This is a genomic window from Pantoea piersonii (assembly GCF_003612015.1).
GTDB classification, from domain to species: Bacteria; Pseudomonadota; Gammaproteobacteria; order Enterobacterales; family Enterobacteriaceae; genus Pantoea; species Pantoea piersonii.
In genome coordinates this window covers 82,128-104,169 of the sequence record NZ_RARB01000005.1, presented here as the reverse complement: position 1 = coordinate 104,169, position 22,042 = coordinate 82,128, and the positions used below count along the sequence as shown (strand labels likewise).

Annotated in this window: 27 protein-coding genes; 13 read left to right on the top strand and 14 right to left on the bottom strand. The window is 55.9% G+C overall.

All coding sequences use genetic code 11. The features are described from left to right. The first annotated feature begins 60 nt into the window (after positions 1 to 60). The 7 genes from D7S44_RS14825 (at position 61) to D7S44_RS14795 (ending at position 4,185) form a co-directional block, all read left to right on the top strand. Positions 61 to 861 carry a MetQ/NlpA family ABC transporter substrate-binding protein gene (locus D7S44_RS14825; protein ID WP_120456114.1) on the top strand — a complete coding sequence of 267 codons (801 nt, stop codon included), beginning with the start codon at positions 61 to 63 and terminating at the stop codon, positions 859 to 861. Between the two features lie 291 nt (positions 862 to 1,152). Next, complete coding sequence (locus D7S44_RS14820; protein WP_120456112.1) at positions 1,153 to 1,482, top strand: YdgH/BhsA/McbA family protein; 330 nt, start codon at positions 1,153 to 1,155, stop codon at positions 1,480 to 1,482. A 502-nt stretch (positions 1,483 to 1,984) separates the two neighbouring features. Further along, on the top strand, positions 1,985 to 2,335 hold the full coding sequence (gene mdtJ / locus D7S44_RS14815) for a multidrug/spermidine efflux SMR transporter subunit MdtJ (RefSeq protein ID WP_120456110.1): 351 nt from the start codon (positions 1,985 to 1,987) through the stop codon (positions 2,333 to 2,335). Beyond that, on the top strand, positions 2,322 to 2,651 hold the full coding sequence (gene mdtI, locus D7S44_RS14810; protein WP_120456108.1) for a multidrug/spermidine efflux SMR transporter subunit MdtI: 330 nt from the start codon (positions 2,322 to 2,324) through the stop codon (positions 2,649 to 2,651). Before mdtJ ends, mdtI begins: the two co-directional genes overlap by 14 nt. A 263-nt stretch (positions 2,652 to 2,914) precedes the next feature. Further along, positions 2,915 to 3,154, top strand: coding sequence for a regulatory protein YcgZ (gene ycgZ, locus D7S44_RS14805; protein ID WP_033791039.1), 240 nt, complete (start codon positions 2,915 to 2,917; stop codon positions 3,152 to 3,154). A 170-nt stretch (positions 3,155 to 3,324) separates the two neighbouring features. After that, entirely contained in the window at positions 3,325 to 3,618 is a 294-nt protein-coding gene (locus tag D7S44_RS14800; protein ID WP_120456106.1) for a hypothetical protein, read from the top strand. A gap of 33 nt (positions 3,619 to 3,651) precedes the next feature. Beyond that, positions 3,652 to 4,185 carry a hypothetical protein gene (locus tag D7S44_RS14795; RefSeq protein ID WP_120456105.1) on the top strand — a complete coding sequence of 178 codons (534 nt, stop codon included), beginning with the start codon at positions 3,652 to 3,654 and terminating at the stop codon, positions 4,183 to 4,185. On the opposite strand, the gene D7S44_RS14790 is transcribed toward D7S44_RS14795, so the two are convergent. The 3 genes from D7S44_RS14790 to D7S44_RS14780 form a co-directional block, all read right to left on the bottom strand. Next, on the bottom strand, positions 4,157 to 5,143 hold the full coding sequence (locus D7S44_RS14790; protein WP_120456103.1) for an apurinic/apyrimidinic endonuclease family protein: 987 nt from the start codon (positions 5,141 to 5,143) through the stop codon (positions 4,157 to 4,159). The two genes, D7S44_RS14795 and D7S44_RS14790, sit on opposite strands and share 29 nt — an antisense overlap. A gap of 108 nt (positions 5,144 to 5,251) precedes the next feature. Beyond that, entirely contained in the window at positions 5,252 to 5,710 is a 459-nt protein-coding gene (locus D7S44_RS14785) for a DMT family transporter (protein ID WP_120456101.1), read from the bottom strand. 1 nt (position 5,711) lies between these two features. After that, a complete protein-coding gene (locus D7S44_RS14780; protein WP_120456100.1) occupies positions 5,712 to 6,146 on the bottom strand; it encodes a DMT family transporter in 435 nt (144 codons plus the stop codon). 96 nt (positions 6,147 to 6,242) lie between these two features. On the opposite strand from D7S44_RS14780, the gene D7S44_RS14775 reads away from it, so the two are divergent. Together D7S44_RS14775 and D7S44_RS14765 are read left to right on the top strand one after the other, a co-directional pair. Then, entirely contained in the window at positions 6,243 to 7,193 is a 951-nt protein-coding gene (locus tag D7S44_RS14775; protein WP_120456098.1) for a LysR family transcriptional regulator, read from the top strand. Positions 7,194 to 7,701: 508 nt separating this feature from the next. Beyond that, positions 7,702 to 8,907, top strand: coding sequence for a diguanylate phosphodiesterase (locus D7S44_RS14765; protein ID WP_120456095.1), 1,206 nt, complete (start codon positions 7,702 to 7,704; stop codon positions 8,905 to 8,907). Positions 8,908 to 8,959: 52 nt separating this feature from the next. On the opposite strand, the gene D7S44_RS14760 is transcribed toward D7S44_RS14765, so the two are convergent. Both D7S44_RS14760 and D7S44_RS14755 read right to left on the bottom strand, forming a co-directional pair. Next, positions 8,960 to 9,175, bottom strand: coding sequence for a hypothetical protein (locus D7S44_RS14760; RefSeq protein WP_120456093.1), 216 nt, complete (start codon positions 9,173 to 9,175; stop codon positions 8,960 to 8,962). Between the two features lie 72 nt (positions 9,176 to 9,247). After that, the gene (locus tag D7S44_RS14755; protein WP_120456091.1) at positions 9,248 to 10,129 is read right to left on the bottom strand and encodes an alpha/beta fold hydrolase; all 882 of its coding nucleotides are present in this window, start codon (positions 10,127 to 10,129) and stop codon (positions 9,248 to 9,250) included. Positions 10,130 to 10,339: 210 nt separating this feature from the next. Here D7S44_RS14755 and D7S44_RS14750 point away from each other — a divergent pair, with 210 nt between their 5' ends. Further along, entirely contained in the window at positions 10,340 to 10,930 is a 591-nt protein-coding gene (locus tag D7S44_RS14750; protein ID WP_120456090.1) for a CGNR zinc finger domain-containing protein, read from the top strand. Between the two features lie 38 nt (positions 10,931 to 10,968). Here the strand turns inward: D7S44_RS14750 and D7S44_RS14745 are convergent, their stop codons facing one another. Next, positions 10,969 to 11,442 (bottom strand): Lrp/AsnC family transcriptional regulator, encoded by a 474-nt coding sequence (locus D7S44_RS14745; RefSeq protein ID WP_120456088.1) that lies wholly within the window; start codon positions 11,440 to 11,442, stop codon positions 10,969 to 10,971. Between the two features lie 146 nt (positions 11,443 to 11,588). Here D7S44_RS14745 and D7S44_RS14740 point away from each other — a divergent pair, with 146 nt between their 5' ends. Beyond that, a complete protein-coding gene (locus tag D7S44_RS14740; RefSeq protein ID WP_120456086.1) occupies positions 11,589 to 12,011 on the top strand; it encodes a DUF2000 domain-containing protein in 423 nt (140 codons plus the stop codon). A gap of 189 nt (positions 12,012 to 12,200) precedes the next feature. Here D7S44_RS14740 and aroD read toward each other — a convergent pair whose 3' ends face one another. The 7 genes from aroD to D7S44_RS14705 form a co-directional block, all read right to left on the bottom strand. After that, positions 12,201 to 13,043, bottom strand: coding sequence for a type I 3-dehydroquinate dehydratase (gene aroD, locus D7S44_RS14735; protein ID WP_205685233.1), 843 nt, complete (start codon positions 13,041 to 13,043; stop codon positions 12,201 to 12,203). Between the two features lie 90 nt (positions 13,044 to 13,133). Further along, the gene (locus D7S44_RS14730; protein WP_120456084.1) at positions 13,134 to 14,522 is read right to left on the bottom strand and encodes a purine-cytosine permease family protein; all 1,389 of its coding nucleotides are present in this window, start codon (positions 14,520 to 14,522) and stop codon (positions 13,134 to 13,136) included. Between the two features lie 208 nt (positions 14,523 to 14,730). Beyond that, positions 14,731 to 16,197: an aldehyde dehydrogenase gene (locus D7S44_RS14725; protein WP_120456082.1), complete on the bottom strand. Its 1,467-nt coding sequence runs from the start codon at positions 16,195 to 16,197 to the stop codon at positions 14,731 to 14,733. Positions 16,198 to 16,208: 11 nt separating this feature from the next. Further along, a complete protein-coding gene (locus D7S44_RS14720; protein ID WP_120456081.1) occupies positions 16,209 to 17,246 on the bottom strand; it encodes an LLM class flavin-dependent oxidoreductase in 1,038 nt (345 codons plus the stop codon). A gap of 20 nt (positions 17,247 to 17,266) precedes the next feature. After that, positions 17,267 to 18,187: a flavin reductase family protein gene (locus D7S44_RS14715; protein ID WP_120456079.1), complete on the bottom strand. Its 921-nt coding sequence runs from the start codon at positions 18,185 to 18,187 to the stop codon at positions 17,267 to 17,269. Continuing rightward, positions 18,174 to 19,019 (bottom strand): alpha/beta fold hydrolase, encoded by an 846-nt coding sequence (locus tag D7S44_RS14710; RefSeq protein WP_120456077.1) that lies wholly within the window; start codon positions 19,017 to 19,019, stop codon positions 18,174 to 18,176. The genes D7S44_RS14715 and D7S44_RS14710 overlap by 14 nt, the downstream gene beginning before the upstream one ends. After that, on the bottom strand, positions 18,991 to 19,593 hold the full coding sequence (locus tag D7S44_RS14705) for an amino acid synthesis family protein (RefSeq protein WP_120456075.1): 603 nt from the start codon (positions 19,591 to 19,593) through the stop codon (positions 18,991 to 18,993). The genes D7S44_RS14710 and D7S44_RS14705 overlap by 29 nt, the downstream gene beginning before the upstream one ends. 457 nt (positions 19,594 to 20,050) lie before the next feature. Between D7S44_RS14705 and D7S44_RS14695 the strand changes: the two genes are divergently transcribed. Then, a complete protein-coding gene (locus D7S44_RS14695; RefSeq protein WP_120456071.1) occupies positions 20,051 to 20,728 on the top strand; it encodes a GntR family transcriptional regulator in 678 nt (225 codons plus the stop codon). 3 nt (positions 20,729 to 20,731) lie between these two features. Further along, a complete protein-coding gene (locus tag D7S44_RS14690; RefSeq protein WP_120456069.1) occupies positions 20,732 to 21,016 on the top strand; it encodes a DUF1330 domain-containing protein in 285 nt (94 codons plus the stop codon). A gap of 70 nt (positions 21,017 to 21,086) precedes the next feature. Here the strand turns inward: D7S44_RS14690 and D7S44_RS14685 are convergent, their stop codons facing one another. Further along, the gene (locus D7S44_RS14685) at positions 21,087 to 21,794 is read right to left on the bottom strand and encodes a phage antirepressor KilAC domain-containing protein (protein WP_167456976.1); all 708 of its coding nucleotides are present in this window, start codon (positions 21,792 to 21,794) and stop codon (positions 21,087 to 21,089) included. Between the last annotated feature and the right edge of the window lie 248 nt (positions 21,795 to 22,042).

The window sequence follows — 22,042 nt, the reverse complement described above, 5'->3', positions numbered from 1 at the left end:
ATGTACAGACGTCTAGATGTAGATTATAGTCGCTTCCCTACAAGAAAAGGGATCTGGCTTATGAACAAAAAAGTGCTTTCTATTCTGCTGGCCGCGTCAGTCACGCTGCTCAGCGCCTGCAACAAAGATGACGACAGCAAAATTAAAGTAGCTATCAATACCGGCCCGGACCAGACGTTATGGGACACCGTAAAACAGGTGGCGCATGATAAATATCATCTCGATGTCGATGTCGTGGCATTCAACGACTACGTGCAGCCCAATGAAGCGCTGTTCAATAAAGACGTCGATGCAAACGCCTTCCAGAGCCTGCCTTATCTGGAGATGCAGTCTAAAGAGCGCGGCTACCACTTTGCCGTGATTACCAATACCTTCGTTTTCCCGATTGCGGGCTATTCACGCAAAATTAAATCGCTGGATGCGCTGCCGGACGGAGCAACGATCACCATATCTAACGAAGCGACCACGCTGGGCCGCAGCCTGCTGCTGCTGCAGGCGCAAGGTCTGATTAAGGTGAAACCGGAAGCGGGCCTGCTGCCGACCACGCTGGATATCACCGATAACCCGAAAAAACTGAAGTTCGTTGAGGTCGATACTCCGCAGCTGGCGCGTACTCTCGACGATCCGCAGGTTTATGTCTCTATCATTAATAACAACTTCGCCGCGCTGGCTAACCTGTCCGCCTCGCGCGACGGCATGTTTATGGAAGGCAAAGCGTCGCCTTACGTAAATGCCATCGTGGCGCGCGAAGATAATAAGGACAGCCCCAATATCCAGAAGCTGAAAGAGGCGTTCCGCTCGCAGGAAGTGCTGGATAAAGCCAACGAAATTTATAAAGGCGATATTATTAAAGGCTGGTAATTCTCCCTTTTTACGCCCTCGCCTCTGCAATCATGATCGGTTGCGGAGGCGGTTCCCAGCGTCGCTTCTTTTCGCACTCTGTACTGCTTCACTCCTTCATGACAAAAACAGCCAGAATGTAAACAAATGAAAATATCCTCATTAAACCTTCATTAAGTTATCAGGCATTATTTCTATAACATCTCATTAGCAACTAAAGCTAAAACGCATAACATTTCCTGGCGTTTATTACTCTTGCCATAACCGATAATAAATCTGATAACCGTGCATTGAACCCTGAAGGAGCTGCTAATGAAAGAATTAGTGCAGGATGTTTTATCTATCTTTTCTCCGCAGAGCGTAAATCCCGTATTGATTCGTTCGGGCCTGTCTCAGCATGAAATCGCCTCCGTTCAACCCTTTGCCGTCACCTCTGTAAGCTGGGTGACTTCAATGGAAGAGCTTAATGCGGCTGTCGCACGCAAAGCGCACGAGGCTGGCGCGGTCGGATATCACATTACGGATGTTGAATCGCACAAATCTGGTAGCGACGACCAGCCCCTGCTGGCTGCGAAAGCCACGCTTTACAACATCCCCGATGCGAGCGGTAATGAACAGCTGACGGCAGGATTTATATTGTAATTAATCCCGGGCCAGCGAGCTGCATAAGGCGGCCCGCTGGCCCGGACCTGAGTGTTACCCGGTTTTGACAGTGTTCCCTGACAAGTTTCTGTGAATCGCGCTCAATGCTGAGAGATTTTAACAATCTTTTAGTATGTTGTAACTACAGGCGGGTTGTTTTAAAACCGTTATGCTGGAGATAACCACAGAATAAACTTTGTTATAGATCAATAGCGAAAATTGCTGCTATTGAATAAGCCATAAGCAGATGCTATAACTGCGATACGTTTATTACCGGAGCACAATCCGTCCACCGACGAGAAGCAACAGCGTGGATGTCTTGTTTAAATTATGCGCGTAGCATTTGTTCATCCTTCTCTTTTTTCTTGCCCCCTTCCTTTCTGGAATAGTGACGATCGACACTGGCGTAGCGCCCTGTAGCCCCCTGCTCGTTTCCATTTGCCAAAAATAACGTGCGTCTGTATGGCGCAGGTCGGTTAAATAGTTGCGACAGGAGTCAGTTATGTTTCCATGGGTTTTATTATTACTCGCCATTTTTAGCGAAATTATCGGCACGCTGGCGATGAAGTGGTCCAGCGTTGATGAGAGCGGGACAGGTTATTTGATCATGCTGGTGATGATCGCCTGCTCCTATATTTTCCTGAGTTTCGCCGTCAAAAAGATCGCGCTCGGCGTCGCCTACGCATTGTGGGAAGGCATCGGCATTGTATTGATTACGATATTCAGCGTGCAGATGTTTGATGAACCGCTATCACTGATGAAGATCGCCGGCCTGACGGTGCTGATCGTCGGCATTATGCTGATCAAAACCGGCACCACGCAGAAAAAGGAGCAGCCCCATGTCCTCCGCTGATATCACGCATATGCTCTGGCTGGCGCTGGCGATCCTGCTGGAAATAGCGGGCAATATTTTCCTGAAATATTCTGACGGCTTTAAAAAGCCCTTGCTGGGCCTCGCCTCGCTGGCCTCGGTATTGCTGGCGTTCAGCGCGCTCTCTCAGGCGGTTAAAGGCATCGATCTTTCAGTAGCCTATGCGCTGTGGGGCGGGTTCGGCATTGCCGCTACCGTCGCCGCGGGCTGGGTGCTCTTTGGGCAACGTCTTAACGCCAGAGGCTGGGCAGGACTTAGCCTGCTGCTGGCAGGGATGATTCTTATCAAACTCGCCTGATGCCCTGGATCGCCCTGCTGCTGTTGAGCGGCAGGGCGCTACAAAAACAAAAGTTGTACAGCCTTAGAAGCGTCTCAAAACACTTGACGTATGCTTCGCTTGCGCCACAATACAAAGACTTAACCAGAATCATCCCCGTTTGGTAGCATTTTTTGCAAAAAAGTTAACGCAATTATCTTGCATATTCTTGTACATCTTTTCTTTCGATGTACAACTTGTCATTTTTTTGACTGATCATCGTTTAACTCATTTGGGGTAAAATCATGCGTCAGAGCAGCAGCCTTCTCTCTTCATCTGAAGATATCGCGCGTTATTTTCGTGAAGCCAGCCTGCCTTCCCAACAGGAGACGCTGGGTCAGATTGTTGTTGAACTTCTTCGCGCAGGCAAAAACGTCAACCGTAAAGGTATTTGCACTAAGCTGGTAAGACGACTGGAAGTAGCCTCTACGGCCGAAGAAGAGAAACATTATCAGCGTCTGATCGGCCTGCTGTTAGGCCGTTAATTCCCGATTATCTTGACGATTTCCGTTTTTCCGGCACGGCCTTAAGATTTAAGCAGGCATTAGCTGGCTCACGCCAGCACCAGCCAGGTGCGCTGGTTCTTTCTGTAGTCAACCGCACCTCAATCCTGCCCCGCTATCAGGGGCGTGCAGCGGGACACAGAGCATATGTTATGTATAAAAGTAATGAAGAAAGATTGACCGACATTGTTATCGGCGAGGCAACGCTGGAGCTACTGCTGTCGGATAAAGCGATATCCAGCCGGGCGCTGATGGACGTTTTGCAGCGCATGGCTGAAGACGAGGCTGATGAAGAGAGGCAGCAGGTCATTGCCCGCGCCATTCAGGAAGTGCAGCAAAACCTTTCTACTCAGTCAGCGCAGTCGCGCGTCACGCTGCGCGACCGCAATAATACGGAACATCACTTTAAAGGCGAAGCGATGCCGGGCGACAAACGCAAACACTGACCTTCTTCCCCGGTTTACGCTCAGGAGCGCGCTATGAATATTGCCTGTCTTGGATGGGGTTCGCTGATCTGGAAACCGGGCAATCTTCCCGTTGAGGGAGAGTGGCATCAGGATGGCCCGCTCTTTCCCATTGAATTTTCACGCACCAGCGACGGCGGCGAACTGGCGACCGCTATTTGCATGAACGCGCCGCCGGTAGCGGTGCTCTGGGCCAGGATGACGACGCAGGATTTGCGTCAGGCCGTTACTCAGCTGCGCGAACGCGAAGGCATCCCTGATGAGCGTGTCGACGGCATCGGCATTCTTTCCGTGACGGCAGATTCGCCCGGCACGCTGGCCGAATGGGCGCGCAAGCGCGATCTGGATGCGGTGATCTGGACCGGTCTGCCGCCTAAACTGGGCAGCAAGGAGGGCTTGATCCCAACGCTGCCGCAGGCGATTGATTATCTGCAGCAGCTGGAAGGCGAAGAGGCAGAGCATGCGCGCGCCTACATCATGCAGGTTCCCGCGCAGATCGATACCCCTTACCGCCGCGCCATTACTGCCCGTTTTGGCTGGGATCAATAATTTTCGTCGCCAGCGCATAGTCATAGAGACGCTGGCTGGCGAGATTCTTCATTTTAACCTCGCACATAATATCGAAGGCGTTAAACGACAGCGCCCAGTCATTTAGCGTCTCATTAAAGTAGTAGTCCGAGTGCGCGCGCAGTTTGGTTTTCGCCACGCCCAGATTCTGCTGATCGGGATAGCCGCGCTCCGGTATTAACCCTTCCTGAGAAATCGAGTAGTGCAGCACCGGCTGCACGCCGCGCCAGGATTCCATAATCAAAGGGATACGGGAGTCGTCCGGCTGGATAAAAGCGTTCTCTTTTACCCAGTGATGATGAATATCCAGCACGATGGGGCACAGCGCCCTCGCCTGCAACACCTCATCCAGCGAACAGGAAATCTCATCGTTTTCCACCGTCAGCATATTGCGCGCTTCCGGGCTGAGCCGGGCGAAGGCCTGACTAAAGCCTTCAAATCCTTTTTTGCCATTCATATGAATGTTGATTTTAAAATCCTGAAACGCTTTACCGAAGCCCATCAGAGTGGCGCACAACGCATGATACTCCACGTCCTCAATCGCCCGTTGCACAACGTCGGGGTTATCGGACGCCAGCACCGAATACTGTCCGGGATGGAAAGAGAGCCGTATGCCATGCTGACGCGCCAGCGCGCCGCAGCGTTCAAACAGCGGGTAGAGGTCGGGCAAAAACTCACGGTATAACGGCATGGCTTCAGGCACGGTATAGAGCGGCAACAGATCGCTGCCGATACGCATCATGCGCAGGGTCTCCGGCTGGGTAGCGAGCGTTTCCAGCAGGCCGGCAAGGTTGGTCAGGTTCAGGCGGGCAAGGTTAGCGATCAGCGCAATCTGCTCATCTCGCTGTAAACGCAAAAAGCGCGTGCGGGTTGTGCTCTTAAACGGGAAATGTTGTTTGCAGTCTGCATCCAGATACTTACACGCGAAGCCTAATTTCATATTTCCCCCTGTTAAACACAAACAGTAAGTTTAACAGTTATTTGAAAACCGGCCGGATACGAGGAGCTGCGAACAAGCCTGCCTGCGCAACGTGCGCAGGCATAGCCCTTAACCGCGCGCTTTTTTCGGCTTATTGCTGCTGTAGATAAAGCAGAGCGCAATCGCCAGGCAGACAACCGCCGCCAGGCGGCTCGGCGAAAATGCGATTGCCGCATTGCCTAACCAACCGAAATTATCAATCAGCATGCTCATAGCGAGCTGGCCGAAGATCACCGCGACGGTGGCGACAGCCGCGCCGATGCGCTGCACCGCCAGCACCATAATCACGATATAGGGAACGCCACAGAGCGCCCCCAGCAGCTGCCACTTCGGCACATCCAGCAGCGTATGCGTCTGCGGCGGCGCAAAAAAGAAAATCAGCAGCGCGGTTACCACTGCGCCCAGCGCAAAGGTCAAAAAGGCGCAGCGGAATACGCCGACTTTGCCGCCGAGCTGCCCGTTGATGGCGGCCTGAATGCTTAACAGCGCGCCGCCCACTACGGCTAAACAGATCATAAAAATCGTCATACTACCCTCGGGCTACCAGCGCCAGCGCGATAATAATAAACACCAGCGCAATAATGCGTTTGCCATCGATTCTGCGATGCGGCGTTCCCAACAGACCAAAATGGTCAATCACCAGGCTTTTGAAAACCTGCCCGGCAAGAATGCCGATCATGGTCATGGCAATGCCGATCACCGGCGTCGCCAGCGTCAGGATCACCACATAGCCGGGGCCTAAAATACCGCCCAGCAGCTGCCAGCCCGGTTGTGCGAAAAATGACGGGCTGTTGCGCGGACTAAAAAAGAGCATCAGTAAGAAAGTGAGCGCTGCGCCGACGCCAAAGATGCTGAACGTCGCCCAGAGATCGCCTACCTGCTGGCCCAGCGGCCCGAGCAGCCCTGCCTCTACCGACAGCCCCATCCCGCCGGCGATAACCAGTAAAATAAAAATGAGTTGCATAACCGCTTCCTTTAAATCGAAGCGCAACAGCATAGTGGAGTCGATCAAGTTGAAAAACGCTATAGTGTGGCAAACACTTTTGCAGGAAACGCATTAATGGACAGTACCGGCTCAATAGATTTGCGCGCGCTGCGCTTTTTCCTGAGCGTTTTTGATACGCAGAACTTTTCAGTGGTGGCGCGGCGCGAAGGCGTTTCTGCTTCCGTCGTCTCGCGCACCATTCTCCAGCTGGAAGATGCGCTCGGTCAGCAGCTTTTTTATCGCAATACGCGCGCGGTGATGCCGACCGAAGCGGGTCGGCTGTTTGTTGATTATGCGCGCGCTATCGATAATCAGTTCAGCGAAGCGCGGCAGGCGCTGCAGGCGCGATCTCTGGAGCCGTCCGGCCTGGTGCGGCTCAACGCGCCGGTTTTTTTCGGCCAGCGGCATATCGCGCCCTGGCTGGCGCAGCTGTCGGCGCGCTATCCGCTGCTGGAAATTGAGCTGACGCTGACGGATGATTATGTCGATCCACACCGTACCGCTACCGATCTGATCTTTCGCATCGGCCCCCTTACGGACTCCTCGTTTCACGCGCGCGTGCTGGGTAGCCAGCGTTATTATCTGGCCGCTGCGCCGGCATACCTTGCTAAACATGGTGCGATCGCCACCCCGGAGGCGTTGAGCGAGCATCACTGTCTGGTCTACCGTGGCTCCACCGGCGCGAACCGCTGGCTTTTCAGACGTCGCGACGAGGCCTGGATACAGTATCCCGTGAAGGCGCTGCTTTCATCGAATAACGCTGAAACCTTACTGACCGCCGCGCTGGACGGCATGGGGATGGTGCTCTTTCCCGACTGGCTGACAGGCGATCATCTACGAAAGGGCAATTTAGTCAGGCTGCTGGAAGAGTATGAGGCTGGCATCAATCCTGTACCGCAGCAGATTGCAGCAATCTATCCCCATACGCGGCATCCTCCGCTCAATGTGCGTGCGGTGATTGATTACTTTGTTGACGTTTATGGCGCACCGCTTTACTGGCAGCGCGACGCGCCTGTCGGCGTCTAAAAAAAGTAGAGGGTTACAAGCGCCATTGTCAGAAAAGTGACGGCGGCAATGCATAACGTTTTTTCAATAAAATCGGGTTCGCTCTGCATATAACGTCTCGTCTGAAAGGCAAAAAAAAACAGCCATCCTGTCCGATGGCTGTTATTTGAAGCGAAGCGGCTATACAGCGATGTCATAAGTGGATTTCAGACATCAGCGCCTCACCTCTGCAGTTATAGATAAAATGCATTCAAAATGCAACTTTAGGCCGCACTGATTGCACAAAAAATTTGTGGTTTTGTCATTTGAAGAAATTTTGCACATTCAAAAGGTTAGGAATTTTAAACTTTAAATAAAAATGCAACGTCAACCCGGCGGGAATATAAAGCGAAACGGCTGTCGAATTTCGCTGCTTATTAGCTGGCAGCGACGCACGAACTATTTTTTTACTTCTCAAAAAAAGCGCTAGACAATACCAGCGCGACTTCTGGTAATGTGTGGCTCACAAAAACTAAGACCGGAATTATCCATGCTGACAACCATAATCTATCGCAGCCATCTTTCAGACGACGTGCCTGTAAAAACGCTGGATAATTTAGCGGTAAACGCGAATAAGATTAATGAAACTTTTGACGTCACAGGTATTCTGCTGTTTGACGGCACCCATTTTTTCCAGCTTCTGGAAGGTTCTGATGAGGCGGTGCGCGCCATTTATGCCCGAATCTGCGCAGATACCCGTCACCACAATTTAGTTGAATTAATGTATGACTACTCTCCTTCGCGCCGCTTCGGCAACGTCGGCATGGAACTCTTCGATCTACGCAAGTATGACAAAGAGACGGTGCTGCAAGCGGTGCTGGATAAAGGCACCTCAAAGTACCAGCTCACCTATGACGATCGCGCCTTACAATTCCTGCGTACCTTTGTCGAGGCGCGAGAAAAAGCCAACTACTTTGAAATCCCTTCAACCGACACCCTGCATTTTGTCGTAGAGGAAACGCTGGAAAAAGCGATTGCGCCGCCTGACGCCGCAGACTGTAGCTTCGCTTTTCAGCCGATCATCGATCCGCTGATGCAACAGATTGTCTCGCTGGAAGCGCTTATTCGCACGCCGGACGGCAGCGCGCCCGCTGACTATTTCGCGCAGTTTCCCGGCGACAAAATTTATGCCGCCGATATAAAAGCGAAGGGCGTCGCCTTTGCGCTGGCGAAAAAGCTCGATATTCAGGGCCAGACGTTATCCGTCAATCTGCTGCCTATGTCGCTGGTGATGGTGCCGAATGCGGTGGAAATTTTGCTGGAGCAAATCAGACAGAACGGGCTGGTGCCGGAGCAGGTCGTCGTAGAGGTGACGGAAAACGAGGTGATTTCGCGCCTCGATGAATTCACTATTGCCGTTAAGCAGCTGAGAGCAGCCGGCATCAGTATTGCGCTGGACGACTTCGGTGCGGGCTTTGCCGGACTCTCGCTGCTGTCGCGCTTTCAGCCGGACAAGATCAAAATCGATCGCAATCTGATCATTGACGTGCACAAGAGCGGGCCGAAACAGGCGATCGTTCATGCGATTCTTAAATGCTGCTCTTCGCTGGAGATCAGCGTTATCGCAGAAGGCGTCGAGAAGCCGGAAGAGTGGATGTGGCTGGAAGCGGCAGGCATCAGCAACTTCCAGGGATATCTGTTCGCCAGGCCGCAGCTGAACGGCATTCCCGCGATTGCGTGGCCAGAAATTCAGTAACCCTTTCAGCTGGCCGCCATCAGTGCGGCCAGCCGGTTATCCCAAAAAGAAGTTAAATGTCGTCGTTCGGCGGAATGACATTTTTCCCTAGCTTAACCAGAAAACTCCCGTCAACGCGTTTGATTTTCGCGCCGCGGTCGCCCCAGTACATTGCGATGCCGAAAAACTCATCGGCGGAGAGCTCATAGCCAATAACAACCGCTTTGTGTTTGCCGCTGCTGAGCAGTTCATTCAGCTCATCCAGATTACTGGCGATAGCGTATTCCATATTTCCCCCTGGTGGTTAATTTCAACAGTGCTGCCAAAGTTTAACCATACGCTATCCGGGCAAATCCGCCATCTAAACCGCTTCGCCTCCGATGACCTCCCTGATGCGCTGCGCGATATAAACCGCATGGGTCTCCAGCGCGAAGTGGCCCGTATCCAGCAGTTCCACCTGCGCGTTGGGGTTATCCCGCAGGTAAGCCTGCGCGCCCGGCGGAATAAAAAAGGGATCGTTTTTGCCCCAAATCACCAGCGTCGGCAGCTGCCTCTCGCGGAAGAATCGCTGAAAATCTGGATAGCGCGTCAGGTTGCTGGCGTAATCCAGAAAGAGATCCAGCTGAATCTCTTTGTTGCCGGGTCGCTCCATAAGTAACGAATCAAGCATATAACCTTCCGGCGCGACCAGCGTCTCATCGCTGACGCCATGCAGATATTGCCAGCGGGTTCCGGCCAGATTCAGCACGTTATCGTGCACAACCTGGCGGTTCTCCGCTGTCGGCTGCGCCCAGTAGCGACGGATCGGCTGCCACGCATCGCCCAGCCCTTCCAGATAGGCGTTGCCGTTCTGAGAAATCAGCCCGGTGACCCGCTCAGGACGGGCCAGCGCCAGCCGCAGCCCGCTCGGCGCGCCGTAATCAAACACGTAGAGCGCATAACGTTCCAGCTTAAGCGCATCAACAAAAGCGGTCAGCGTCTCGCCCAGCGCATCGAAGCTGTAAACATAATGTCGCTCATCCGGCACCTCGGTGAAACCGAAGCCGGGCAGATCGGGCGCCACCAGATGGAATGTATCGCTCAGTAAGGGAATAAGATCGCGGAACTGATACGAAGCGCTTGGGTAGCCGTGCAGCAGCAGCAGCGTAGGTCGCTCAGGATTGCCCGCCTCGCGGTAGAAAACGCGCACGCCATCGGCTTCAACATAGCGGTAATGCACAGGGTAATGCGGATTGCTGATCATAAGGAACTCCCCTTAACCGTTAAAGAACAATTTTACGAGTTACGTATTTACCCTGACACAAACAGATAACCTTTAAAAGTGTTTTATAGCAGTTATTTTTTTCTTCTCCCATCACCGCGCGGTTAATACCATACGAGCCGCTCCAGCGCTGGACAGCTTAAAATAACCTGTTAACATTGTCTTTAGTGGTTACTTATTGGATCGAGAGAGATGAAAGAAAAAGACAGAGAGGATTTGCCTTCGGCTCCATTGCACATTGGCGATCATATAGCGCTGGATTTTCTTAACACCGTGGCGCAGGTCAATGGTCAGCCGCACGATTTCTTTCAAACCGATGAAGATGTCATTCGCTGGCTGAGCGCAGCGGGATGGTCCACAGGGCGTGCTGAGCCAGAGCGGCATAAGGGCGCATTGCTGGTGGCGGCACGTCAGCTACGCGACGTCATTCTGCACGCAGTACAGCAGCGGAAAAGAGGAGAAACGTGGCAGCCGGACGAGCTCAACCGCTTTCTGCGCAGCGCCGCCAGCCATATTGAACTGGCGCTGAGCAGCGACGGCAGCCCTGAATACCGGCGCATATACGCTGCCGCAACGCCGGAACAGCAGCTGGGCCCCGTCGCAGAGCTGGCCGCAGATCTGCTGGTTAACGGCGATTTTTCCCTGGTGCGTGAGTGCGAGCATCCCGACTGCACGCTGTGGTTTTACGATCGCACCAAAGCGCATCGCCGCCGCTGGTGCAGCATGGCGGTATGCGGCAACCGGGCCAAAGCGGCGCGCTTCCGTCAGATGAGCCAGGGCTGACGCGCCGAAGAACGGATTCCTGTTGCGGCAAGAGCTATTCAGCTTGCCGTATTGCCCAGCGGCCAGGCGCTCAGCCCCTTTATCTCTTTGAGCACGAACATGCTTTGCATCTCTTTTATGTCCGGAAGCCGACGCACTACGCCCATGGCGAAATCGGCGTAGCTGTCGAGATCGGCGGCGACCACCTGCAGCAAAAAATCGGTATCGCCGCCGATACTGTAACAGGCCACCACATTTTCCAGCGCGCTCACCTCCTGCTCAAACTTTCGCGCCTGCGCCTCGCTGTGGCTGTCGATAATGACGCGCACAAATACCATCACGTTGAGACCGATTTTTTTACGGTTGAGCACGGCTCGATAGCCCTGAATTACCTCGTCGCTCTCCAGCTTGCGCACCATTCGCCAGCAGGGTGAGGCCGACATATTGACTTTTTCCGCCAGCTCCTGATTGGTTATGCGGCCCTCCTGTTGCAGCTGCGTGAGAATTTTGATTTCTGCCTTACTTAACGCCATTAAGGGTAGCCTTTGCCTTTTTTATCTGATGGTAAGAAAGAGTCTGCCCAAATCATTCCTTTTACCTGGCCTATTCGCAAGCACTCACCCGCAATAAACGCGCATAATTTTACCTCTTGCCCGAACGGCTTTTTTCAGAGGAACCTATGCGATTCGATGCCGATCTTCACCGTTGCACCCTTATCATCGACAAAGATCTCCCGCCTGGGCTGGCGATGAATGCCGCCAGCGTCGTTGGCATTAGCTTTGGCCGCGCCATTGATAACCTGGTCGGCGCGGCGCTGCAGAGCCAGGATGGCGTGACCTTTCCCGGCGTCATCACCGCCCCGCTGCCGGTTTTGCTGGCTTCAGGAGACTATTTACGCGAGCTGCACCAGCGCAGCGCGGCAGACGAGACGCTGTTCGCCATGCCCTTTAGCGCGCTGGCGCAGTCGTGTAAAACTTATGACGAATATGAAGCGCGCATGCGCGACGCCGCCAGTCCGCAGATCGAACTGGTGGCGCTGGGACTGGCAGGGCCGAAAAAAGCGATTACCCGCCTTACGGGCAATCTTAAGCTCTATCGCTGAGCCGGATGATGACCGCAGCGCAATACGCGCCCTGCTGTGCGATTGCGTTGTCTCTGGTGAAATCCTGCTTCCGGGTGATATAAAGCGCGGCGCGATCAGCAGGCTGTCAGGAGGGGTGTTGCAGACCCGTTTTTCGTGGTGTCGACGCCATCCTGCACGCGATAACATTCTGCCCGGTAGTGGTTTACATCACGACGCGTTCGCCTTATGCAGCGTCGTCAGCACCTGGTCCAGCGCCTGCACGTCGAGCTGTCCCGGTGCGGACGCCTCGCCCAGCGTGCCAAAAGTCAGGTTGCTGCCAAACACCTCGCCCGACACACGTGTCACCGCCCCCAGCCCGCCCATTGCCATCGTCAGCAGCGGCTTGTCGCTGCGCTGGCGCATCTGCCAGGTGACGTCGGTCAGGCGGCTGACATCTTGCGGCGTCTTCGGCATCACCGCAATTTTAAGGATGTCCGCGCCGTGGGCCGCCTGCCATGACAGACGCCGCAGCATATCGGCGTTATCCGGCGTAGCCTGAAAATCGTGATAAGAGAGGATGACCGCGACATGATGCTGGTGCGCCTGCGCCACCAGCTGATCCACCGCCTGCGCGCCAATGCGCATTTCGATATCGATAAGATCGGCGAAACCTGCCTCAAGCCACTGCTGATAGAGTGCGATATAGCTGGCGTCATCTGGCGACAGGCTGCCCCCTTCGCCTTTGGTGCGCAGCGTCAGCAGCAGCGGTTTACCCTTTAGCTCGCGCCGCATTGCCTGACCGAGCTGCGTGACCTTATCGACATGAGTAGCGAAATCGAGCTTATCGACGCGCAGTTCAACAACCTGAACCTGTGGCGTTTGCGCTGCCTGACGCGCCAGCTTCAGCGCGCCCTCCTCATCGTTGCCGGTGGTAGAGACAATGATTGCCGGTTTGCCTTGCTGAATGGTGAGATTACCGACCTGTAGAGGCCGTATCGGCGAAGATGACGGTTCCGCGGCCGTTGCGGAAACCGCCATCATCATCAGTAGCGCTAAAGGTGCTTTGAGCATAAAACGTCTCCCTGTCCTGAATAAAACCCAGGGTTTAAGATCTAGCTCACACGTTTACCCGCAGCAAGAGAGCACGCGTTTATTGATGATCTACTGCGCGCGCTGCTGCTGCGGCGCCGTCAGCAGCGCCCCCTTTTTATGGAACAGCAGATAGGCGACGCTGGTCACGACCAGGCTTATCACCCAGGAGATATCTGCGCCGGGGATCAGATGCGCATAGGGTCCGGTAAAAAAGGCGTTCTCTACGAAGGGGATCTGCACCACCACGCCCCCAAAGTAGACCAGCAGCGCGTTAACATTCACCAGCCCATAGCGACCGCCGTCCGCCTGGAAAATCGAGGGAATATCATAGCGCTGCTGCTTCACCACGTAGAAGTCGAGCAGGTTAATGACGCTCCACGGGATCAGCACGCCAATCAGCGCCCATATCAGGTTCAGGAAGAAGGAGACGAAGTTAGCCGAAGCCGCCAGCGATACCAGCACGCCGCCCACCAGCACCACCGCCGAGAACATAACGCGCACGCGCGCCGCCGGCAGCCAGGCCGGACGGAAAGTCTGCACCGCGGTAATCAGCGAGAGTACCGAACCGTAGAGATTCATCGAGTTGTGGCAGATGATATTCATTAAGAACAGCACCATCAGAATCGGGCCGAGCCAGCCGGTCGCCTGACGCACCGCCGCCATCGCATCGCCCTCCCCGCCGACCAGGTTCACCGCCACTACGCCGAACAAAAACGCCAGGATCGTGCCGCAGCATGCGCCAAGCCAGGTACAGATAAAGGGTCTGAATACGCCAATATTGGCGGGCAGATAGCGGGAATAGTCGGAGGTATAGGGCGAAAAGCTGATCTGCCACACCGCACAGATACAAAAGGTGGCGAACCAGCCATTCAGACTGAAGCTGCCGCGCTGCCAGAAATCTGCTGGTAAAGGATGACCGAGCATGACGAACAGACCAGTGACCAGCGCTATGCCCATCACCCAGGCACCCACCTTGTTGATATGGTGAATAAAGCGGTAGCCGACGATACCGATCAGCGTCGCCGCTACCGCGCCAAGGATCGTGGCGCTGTGGATCGGCAGCGCCGGAATAACATTATTGATGACCTTGCCGGAGAGCGTCACGTTGGAGATAAAAAAGCCGAGATAGATCGCCGTGGTGAAGCAGATCACCAGCAGCGAGCCGTAGCGACCGAACTGCGCGCGGCTCTGCACCATCTGGGGGATCCCGACGCGCGGTCCCTGCGCCGAGGTAAGCGCCAGAAACAGCCCGCCGAACAGATGACCGGCAATTATCGCCGAGATTGCCGACAGAATATTAAGATGATACGTCTGCGTAGAGATTGCGCCGGTCACGACCGCCAGCGGCGCAATATTGGTGCAGAACCACAGGGTGAACAGGCTCCGCGCCTGACCGTGCCGCTCGTTTTCCGGCACATAGTCCACCGATTTATTTTCTATCACGTTGTTTTGAGACATTTTATCCTCCGCACTGGGGATTTTTATTTTGTGATTTGTAGGGTTCTTTACGTGAACAGCGGCAAAGCCTGGCCGGAGGCCATCATGGCCCCGGCAACAAACGGGCTTTTGGGTTAATCCTTTACGTCAGGCGCGAGGCCGATATCCGTGCGGCGCGCGCCTGCGGGTAACGCCTTCCGTGACGTCTTTTCCTGGTGTGAAAAAGGGGTTAACGCATAACGAAAGGATCGCCGATTGGCTCATCGCTGGTGCGCAGCCATACCGTTTTGGTGGTGGTAAACTCCAGCGCCGCCTCCATGCCTCCTTCACGACCGTGGCCGGAGAGGCGGTAGCCGCCAAACGGGGCCAGCGGTGACACCATGCGGTAGGTATTGATCCAGACGACGCCGCTGCGCAGCGCCCTGGTGACGCGATGCGCGCGCGCCAGGTTCTGCGTGAAGACGCCCGCCGCCAGGCCGTAGGCGGTATCGTTGGCGAGGCGGATAGCGTCCGCCTCGTCGCGGAAACTCACCACCGAAAGCACCGGGCCGAACAGCTCGTTCACCACGCTTTCCGCGTGCGGGGTATCGGAGCAGTCAAGTATGGTCGGCGGGTAGTAGTAACCAGGACGGTCGATGTCATAGTGGCCGGTCAGCAGCCGCGCGCCCTGCTCCAGCGATCGGGCGACCAGCGTCTGAACACGGGTTTTCTGCTGTTGGGTGCAGAGCGGGCCGAACTGCGTCGCCATCTCCTGCGGCGCGCCGATCACGATGCGCTGGACGCGCTCAACCAGCGTTGCCAAAAAGCGTTCTTTAATGCTTTCTGCCACCAGCAGACGCGAACCGGCGACGCAGCTCTGACCAGACGCAGCGAAGATCGCCGCCACCTGTGCATTGGCCGCGCTCTCCAGATCGGCGTCGTCAAAGACGATAAACGGCGACTTGCCGCCCAGCTCCAGCGTCGTTTTACTGAGGTTTTCCGCGCTGTTGCGCACGATATGACGCGCCGTTTCTGGTCCGCCGGTAAAGGCGATATGCGCCACGTCGGGATGGGTCGTCAGTACCGTGCCGCACCTGTCGCCGAAGCCGGTGATGACGTTACAGACGCCGGGTGGAAAACCGGCTTCCGCAATCAGGCGGGCAAAAGCCAGCAGCGGCGTTGGCGCGCTTTCGGCGGCTTTGACCACCAGCGTACAGCCCGCCGCCAGCGCCGGGCCGATCTTTACGGCGGAAAGAAACAGCTGGCTGTTCCAAGGAACAATCGCCGCCACAACGCCCACCGGCTCGCGACGCGTCCAGGTTTCCGTGTCAGCTTTATCAATGCTGAGCACGCGCCCTTCCATCTTGTCGGCCAGTCCCGCGTAGTAACGGTAATACTCGGCGACGTAGGCGATCTGCGCGCGGGTTTCGCGGATAATTTTCCCGGTATCCAGCGTCTCCAGCCGCGCCAGCTCCTCCGCGTTTCGCTCGACAAGATCCGCGAGCCGCATCAGCAGTTTGCCGCGCGCCGAGGCGGTCAGGTCGCGCCATTCCGGCGCGTTAAACGCCCGCTGCGCCGCCTCAACGGCGCGGTTGACCTCTTCCGCTCGCGCTTCGGCGATAGTCGCCCACGGCTGCCCGGTGGCGGGATCCAGCGAGTCGAACGTGGCGGCCCCCGACTCAAACTGACCATTTATAAAGAGTTTGAACGATTCCATCTCGGCACCTGTTAATGAAATTCGGGCATGACCTGGTTGATAAAGCGCGTCAGCGACGCTTTTTTGCGTTCGAACGTCATACCGCTGTCGATCCAGAGCGCAAACTCGTCATATCCCAGCGCTTCGTAATGCTTGAGGCGCGTTATCACCTCATTGGCGCTGCCGATAGCCAGGTTCTTGCGCATCGCTTCGGCGGAGTAGTAGGTGTTGGCGCGGATTTCGGCATCGCTCAGCGGCTGAATCAGCCCCTGACTGACCGGGCGTTCATTTTTGAACCAGGCACCGAAGTAGTTGTAGAAGCGGTTAAGCTCTTCGGCTGCCTGCTGCGCATCCGCTTCGTTCTCTGCAACATAGCCGTGCTGGAGCAGCATGATTTTCAGCGGCTTTTCCGGTGCCAGGCGCTGGCGCGTTTCATGGAAGCACTGCGCCAGACGCACAATCTCCTCTTCACCCTGATGCAGCGGCGTGACCTGCACGTTGCAGCCGTGGGTCACGGCGAACTCATGGCTGTTGGGATCGCGCGCGGCGATCCAGATGGGCGGATGCGGCTGCTGTTTCGGCTTCGGCGACGAGGTAGAGAGCGGGAACTGCCAGAACTCGCCGTCGTGAGCGTAATCCCCTTCCCACAGTTTTTTCACCGCAGGCACCAGTTCTCGCATGCGCTGGCCGGCATCCCATGCAGTCAGGCCCGGCATCATGCGCTCATACTCGTAGCTGTAAGCGCCGCGTGCGATACCCAGCTCCAGACGACCGCCGGTAATGATATCGGTCATCGCCGCCTCGCCCGCCAGGCGCAGCGGATGGTTAAAGGGCGCGATCACCGTGCCGGTGCCGAGCCGGACGTTTTTGGTACGGTTCGCCAGATCCGCCAGGTTGATTAACGGGTTCGGCGCGATGGTGAAGTTCATGCCGTGATGTTCGCCGGTCCAGATGGCGTGCATGCGGGCGCTGTCCGCCATTTCGCACAGCTCCATCATTTCCTGGTAAAGCTTATCCTGCGGCTCATCGGGCGAGATGCGTTCCATATGGATAAAGAGTGACAGTTTCATAGGGTACCCCGGTACGAGTTTCAGCTGGCGAATTGTTTTATTAAACCGTTGATTTCATCGCCGTAATAGATGCTGTAATTGCCGACGCTATTCTCTCTGACGAAGCGATTCATCAGCGATTTCAGTGCCGAATCCTTGATGGAAAGCGCAGAAATTTTTTCCAGATCCAGCCATTCGCCTTTGTTAAGCGCGACTGGCGTGCTGTCGGTAGGCAGCGCGCAGAGGAAAACAATGTGCTGCTTATTACTCTGGCGATCTTCGTAAACCGAATAGACGAAGCCAGGGCTGGCGTTGACGCCCAGATCGGCAATCAGCGTATTCAGGGTATCGCTGACGCTGCCGTCGGCGACGTGGCGTGAAGGCAGGCTGGCCGCGCCCTCTTTTTGCATCATAATCGCGTGGCCGTTGCATTCGATCAGGGCGCTGACCTCGACGCTCAGGCGGTTAATCAGGGTTTGCGCGTTCTGATACGGCGTGAAATAGGCGCCGCGATAGTAGCCCAGCCCCGCAGTCGCCTGAGAGTCGAAGCCCTCTACCTTACCGATCAACAGCGCATGGTCGCCCGCGTCCACCACCTGATGCAGCGAGCAGTCGAACCAGGCGGAGCTGCCGTCCAGCAGCGGCGTGCCGTTTTCACTGGCGCGCCACTCCACCAGCGCGAAGCGATCCTCTAACTTTGACGCGAAGATATTCGAGGTCTCTTTCTGCTGCTCCGCCAGGATATTCACCGCGAAATGAGCGCACTCGGTGAAGTTGGCGAAGTTTGCCGAACGCTTGTCGATGCTGACCAGCAGCAGCGCTGGATCGAGCGACACCGAGGTAAAAGAGTTAGCGGTAAAGCCTATCGGCTGACCCGCTTTGTCACGGCTGGTTACAACGGTGACGCCCGTCATAAAGGCGCCGAACGCGTCGCGCAGCTGTCTGCGTTTATCTGTCTGCATGAGAAACTCCTGCCACTGTGTTGATCTGTTTTCCCGCCGCGACGGGCGCGGTTAAAAAGGCCATCATCTCCTGACTGACACGATCCGCGTCCGTCAGATTCACCATATGGCGCGCGTTGGCGATAATCACCGCCTGCCCAAACGGAGCTGCGTCAGCCATAGCGCGCGCCATCTGCGGATTCGAATTCGCATCCAGTTCGCCGGTCAGCACCAGCACCGGACACTGCATTTCGTCCCAGCGATCGGCGTACACCTCGTCGCCGCTGGCGAACGCCTGATAGGCGGCGGCATAGCCCTGAAGATTGACCTGCTGCAGCCACTCGCCGACGCGCTCGCGCAGCGCCATCTCGCGCTCGTCGTCGCCGAACCAGCGCGCCAGCGGCGAGTCAAGCTGGGCATCGCCCGCCGCCAGTTCCTGAGCGCGCTGCAATACCGCCTGGCGCGCCGCGTCGCTGCGGCGATAGACGCCGCTCATAACGATGGCGTGGCTCACTTGCTCCGGATGATCGATCGCCAGCCCGGCGGTAATCAGCGCGCCCATCGAATGCCCCGCGACTGCAAAGCGCGACTCCGGGCGCTGGTTCAGGAATTCGGCCAGCCAGGCAACATAGTCCGGCAGCGCGACAGGTCGGCTGAACGCCTCGCTCTCGCCGTGGCCAGGCATATCAACCGCAATCACCCGGAAGTGCGCGCTCAGCGTCTCAATCTGCGGAAACCAGGATTCAGCATTCATGCCGACGCCGTGGATCAGCACCAGCGGCGTGCCTTTTCCAGCTTCGAGATAGCTGACGCGCATCTGGCTGTTACACAGCAGCTGGGTTTTGCGCATCATGGCCTAACTCTTTCAGGTCGGAGTAACGGTTGCCGATACGATGATGCGGGCGGCCACCCAGCGCTGCGCCCAGCGCGATAACGATCTCGTCGTAGCGCGGCGCGTCGCCGATATTGAACTGCATGGTCAGGTAGTGTTCGCGGCTGCCTTCGTCGTTTTTGTGCATCATCGGGATCAGCACGGGGGTATTGGCCGGACCGCGCGTATTATTGAAAGCCAGGTAGCTTTTGCTCTGCACCGCGCTGCGATAGTGGTTGCCGAAATGCAGCGTATGGATCAGCGCGGAAGCGTGCTCCAGTTCGCCGTCCAGCCCCACCACGGCGCTTTTGCCGAAGGCCTCCACGTTTTCGCCGCTGCCCGCTTCTTTCAGGATCAGACGGGTAAGCAGCTCGCCCAACACCGGCGCAAACTCACGGATTTGCGGGGCGAGATCTTCAACGTAGCCCTGACCGGCCCAGGGGTTTTTCACCACAGCGGCGGCGGCGATCATGACCAGCGGCTTAGCGGCGGCTTTGCCGCCGTCAACGTACAGCGTTTCGGTGGTCACCAGTGTTTTACGAATGGCGGGATGCATAGTCCTCTCCTGAAAGTTAACGAATTGCTAAATGAATGTTTCGGGAGTGGTATAGCACTGGAGAAAACAACATGTCAAAATATGGTATACCATCATACGACATATCGAAATTGTGCCATCAGTATCAGGGTTAACCCTTTCATTGTGTTGATTTTCAAATATATTTTTAGAGGGGATGTTTTTGCCGCTTTTGCAGCCTGCTCGTCAGCACAGGCGAAGAGGGAACGCGAAAAAGTCCAGCGCTTCAAGGCATTGCACGCTGGCAATCACAGCGAGGCACTATTTTTTAGCAGAGTGCAAAAGTGTGAGGCAGGCCGAATTAAGGATGTCGGGGCTTAACCGCAAGCGCGGCGCGGTCATTGCGCATCCCGATTATTCAGTGTTAATAGTAAGTCACATCAGGGCGCAGCCGGACCCGCGTCAGGTTTCATTATTTAATTGAATACAGAGGGATTTGATGGTTGATAACCATTCTCTGAGAATTGAAAACGCGCCGGTCACACTGCGCGAACTGGCGCTGAAAAAAGTGCGTCAGGCGATTATCGCCGGTTATTTCAAGGCCGGCGATCGGCTGGTGGAGCGTCAGCTTACCGAGCAGCTCGGCGTCAGCCGCAGCGTGGTGCGGGAGGTTATCCGCTATCTGGAAGCAGAAGGCCTGATAGAGATCCTGCCGAAAAAAGGGCCGATTGTGGCGCTGTTGACGTGGGAGATCGCCGAACAGATTTACAACATTCGTCTGCTGCTGGAACAGGAAGCGGCTTTTGACTGCGCGCAGCGCGCCACGGACGCCGATAAGGCACTGTTACGCCAGCAGCTGCAGCAGATTGCGCAAGCGTCACGGGAGCATGACGATATCAAACGCGTCGAGGCGTCGCAGGCCTTTTACGAAACCCTGTTTAGCGTGGCGAACCACACCATCGCCTGGGAGATCGTGCAGCGCATGAACAGCCGGATCAGCCGCCTTCGCGCCCTGACGCTTGCCTGGCCGGAGCGCGAAATGGCGGGTTTTGAGCGCATGTCGCGCATCTGTCAGGCGATCGAGCAGAACGATGCACCGCGTGCCAAACAGGCGGTCTATGAGCATCTCACCGAAGCCGCCAGCCTGGCGAAGCAGATCCTTTCTCAACCGGAGTAAAACATGGCCGCATACTGGATTGCGCACGTTACTATTCACGATCCAACGCAATATCAGCACTACATGGCGCTGGCACCCGCCGCATTTCAGCAGTTCAATGCGCGTTTCCTGGCGCGCGGCGGCGAAGCGACGGCGCTGGAAGGCGCAACCTTTCAGAAGCATGTGTTAATCGAGTTCGATGACTATCAGAGCGCGCTCGCCTGCTACCACTCCGAAGCCTACCAGCGCGCCCGTGCTGAACGCGCCAGCGTGGCAGAGGCGATGATCACTATTGTCGATGGACTTTAGCGCGCGCCGCTGGCGGCCAGGCATAAAAAAACCGGTCAGCGACCGGTTTTTTTGTTTACAGCGGCAACGATCAGGCGGCAACGCCTTTCGGCTGCGTGGCGATATGTCCCGCCCACAGGCTGGCGACCCATTTCACCCCTTTCGCGGTAAAGCGCGCCTGTGAAAACGCATGCTGGTTTTCCCCAACGCCTGAGCGCAGCGTAAAGTAACCCGCCTGCATATGATGGTGTTGCGGCGTCAGCGTGCCTTTGTCGCGGTACATGATGTTGCGCTCCAGCAGGAACTGGCGAAACTCCGGCTCTTTCACTTTCAGCATTTTGCACAGCTGGCGAAAGCCGAGCGAATCGGTCACCTCGACAAACCGATCAAAAAATTCCGCCTTTGGGGCTGAGAGCGCCAGTTGCTCTTCCGCGGCGCGGCGCTGCTCGAACTGCTCCGCCCAGGCGCGTGCCGCCTCAGCAGGATTGGTAAAGTCAGGCAGATGCGCCACTTTTTCGCGCTCCTGCCATTTGTCCAGCAGATCGGCGGTAAAGCCCGGCGACAGGCGCGCTACGGCTAACAGCGAGTCGCGCTTGTTCAGGCAAAACTCCTGACGCATCTCTCCTTCATGCTCGTAAAGGTTGATCGTCACCGGCTGTGAAAGCCGCTGCGCGGTTTCCAGGCTTTTGATCAAACGTTTTACTTCGCCGTGCGTGATGCCTGTCAGTCTGGCGATTTCACGGCTGCTCATCAGGACAGAAGCGTTGAGAGCAGAAAGATTTTCAGTAGAGAACATCATCAGCGTCACCTCATGCAAACGTACCCAGCCGTTCGGGCTGTTGAATAAGTATACAGGATACTGTTGTTATATCCAGTATTTTTTTTAAGCGTTTTTCTAACGGTTTGCCGTCTCGCCTGATTGCGCAACAGCCGCCGCGCTTGCTTAACCCGTATCTGCGGCCAGGCTTAAAACATCCCCGCCTGCCACGCCAGGCGCGCCTGTAATGTCGGGGAAGCGTGCGCCGCTGGCGTGGAGTCCCGTGTTGC

Coding starts and splice junctions, on each gene's coding strand:
- D7S44_RS14825 (WP_120456114.1), top strand. CDS start 61: ATGAACAAAAAAGTGCTTTCTATTCTGCTGGCCGCGTCAGTCACGCTG.
- D7S44_RS14820 (WP_120456112.1), top strand. CDS start 1,153: ATGAAAGAATTAGTGCAGGATGTTTTATCTATCTTTTCTCCGCAGAGC.
- mdtJ (WP_120456110.1), top strand. CDS start 1,985: ATGTTTCCATGGGTTTTATTATTACTCGCCATTTTTAGCGAAATTATC.
- mdtI (WP_120456108.1), top strand. CDS start 2,322: ATGTCCTCCGCTGATATCACGCATATGCTCTGGCTGGCGCTGGCGATC.
- ycgZ (WP_033791039.1), top strand. CDS start 2,915: ATGCGTCAGAGCAGCAGCCTTCTCTCTTCATCTGAAGATATCGCGCGT.
- D7S44_RS14800 (WP_120456106.1), top strand. CDS start 3,325: ATGTATAAAAGTAATGAAGAAAGATTGACCGACATTGTTATCGGCGAG.
- D7S44_RS14795 (WP_120456105.1), top strand. CDS start 3,652: ATGAATATTGCCTGTCTTGGATGGGGTTCGCTGATCTGGAAACCGGGC.
- D7S44_RS14790 (WP_120456103.1), bottom strand. CDS start 5,143: ATGAAATTAGGCTTCGCGTGTAAGTATCTGGATGCAGACTGCAAACAA.
- D7S44_RS14785 (WP_120456101.1), bottom strand. CDS start 5,710: ATGACGATTTTTATGATCTGTTTAGCCGTAGTGGGCGGCGCGCTGTTA.
- D7S44_RS14780 (WP_120456100.1), bottom strand. CDS start 6,146: ATGCAACTCATTTTTATTTTACTGGTTATCGCCGGCGGGATGGGGCTG.
- D7S44_RS14775 (WP_120456098.1), top strand. CDS start 6,243: ATGGACAGTACCGGCTCAATAGATTTGCGCGCGCTGCGCTTTTTCCTG.
- D7S44_RS14765 (WP_120456095.1), top strand. CDS start 7,702: ATGCTGACAACCATAATCTATCGCAGCCATCTTTCAGACGACGTGCCT.
- D7S44_RS14760 (WP_120456093.1), bottom strand. CDS start 9,175: ATGGAATACGCTATCGCCAGTAATCTGGATGAGCTGAATGAACTGCTC.
- D7S44_RS14755 (WP_120456091.1), bottom strand. CDS start 10,129: ATGATCAGCAATCCGCATTACCCTGTGCATTACCGCTATGTTGAAGCC.
- D7S44_RS14750 (WP_120456090.1), top strand. CDS start 10,340: ATGAAAGAAAAAGACAGAGAGGATTTGCCTTCGGCTCCATTGCACATT.
- D7S44_RS14745 (WP_120456088.1), bottom strand. CDS start 11,442: ATGGCGTTAAGTAAGGCAGAAATCAAAATTCTCACGCAGCTGCAACAG.
- D7S44_RS14740 (WP_120456086.1), top strand. CDS start 11,589: ATGCGATTCGATGCCGATCTTCACCGTTGCACCCTTATCATCGACAAA.
- aroD (WP_205685233.1), bottom strand. CDS start 13,043: ATGCTCAAAGCACCTTTAGCGCTACTGATGATGATGGCGGTTTCCGCA.
- D7S44_RS14730 (WP_120456084.1), bottom strand. CDS start 14,522: ATGTCTCAAAACAACGTGATAGAAAATAAATCGGTGGACTATGTGCCG.
- D7S44_RS14725 (WP_120456082.1), bottom strand. CDS start 16,197: ATGGAATCGTTCAAACTCTTTATAAATGGTCAGTTTGAGTCGGGGGCC.
- D7S44_RS14720 (WP_120456081.1), bottom strand. CDS start 17,246: ATGAAACTGTCACTCTTTATCCATATGGAACGCATCTCGCCCGATGAG.
- D7S44_RS14715 (WP_120456079.1), bottom strand. CDS start 18,187: ATGCAGACAGATAAACGCAGACAGCTGCGCGACGCGTTCGGCGCCTTT.
- D7S44_RS14710 (WP_120456077.1), bottom strand. CDS start 19,019: ATGATGCGCAAAACCCAGCTGCTGTGTAACAGCCAGATGCGCGTCAGC.
- D7S44_RS14705 (WP_120456075.1), bottom strand. CDS start 19,593: ATGCATCCCGCCATTCGTAAAACACTGGTGACCACCGAAACGCTGTAC.
- D7S44_RS14695 (WP_120456071.1), top strand. CDS start 20,051: ATGGTTGATAACCATTCTCTGAGAATTGAAAACGCGCCGGTCACACTG.
- D7S44_RS14690 (WP_120456069.1), top strand. CDS start 20,732: ATGGCCGCATACTGGATTGCGCACGTTACTATTCACGATCCAACGCAA.
- D7S44_RS14685 (WP_167456976.1), bottom strand. CDS start 21,794: ATGATGTTCTCTACTGAAAATCTTTCTGCTCTCAACGCTTCTGTCCTG.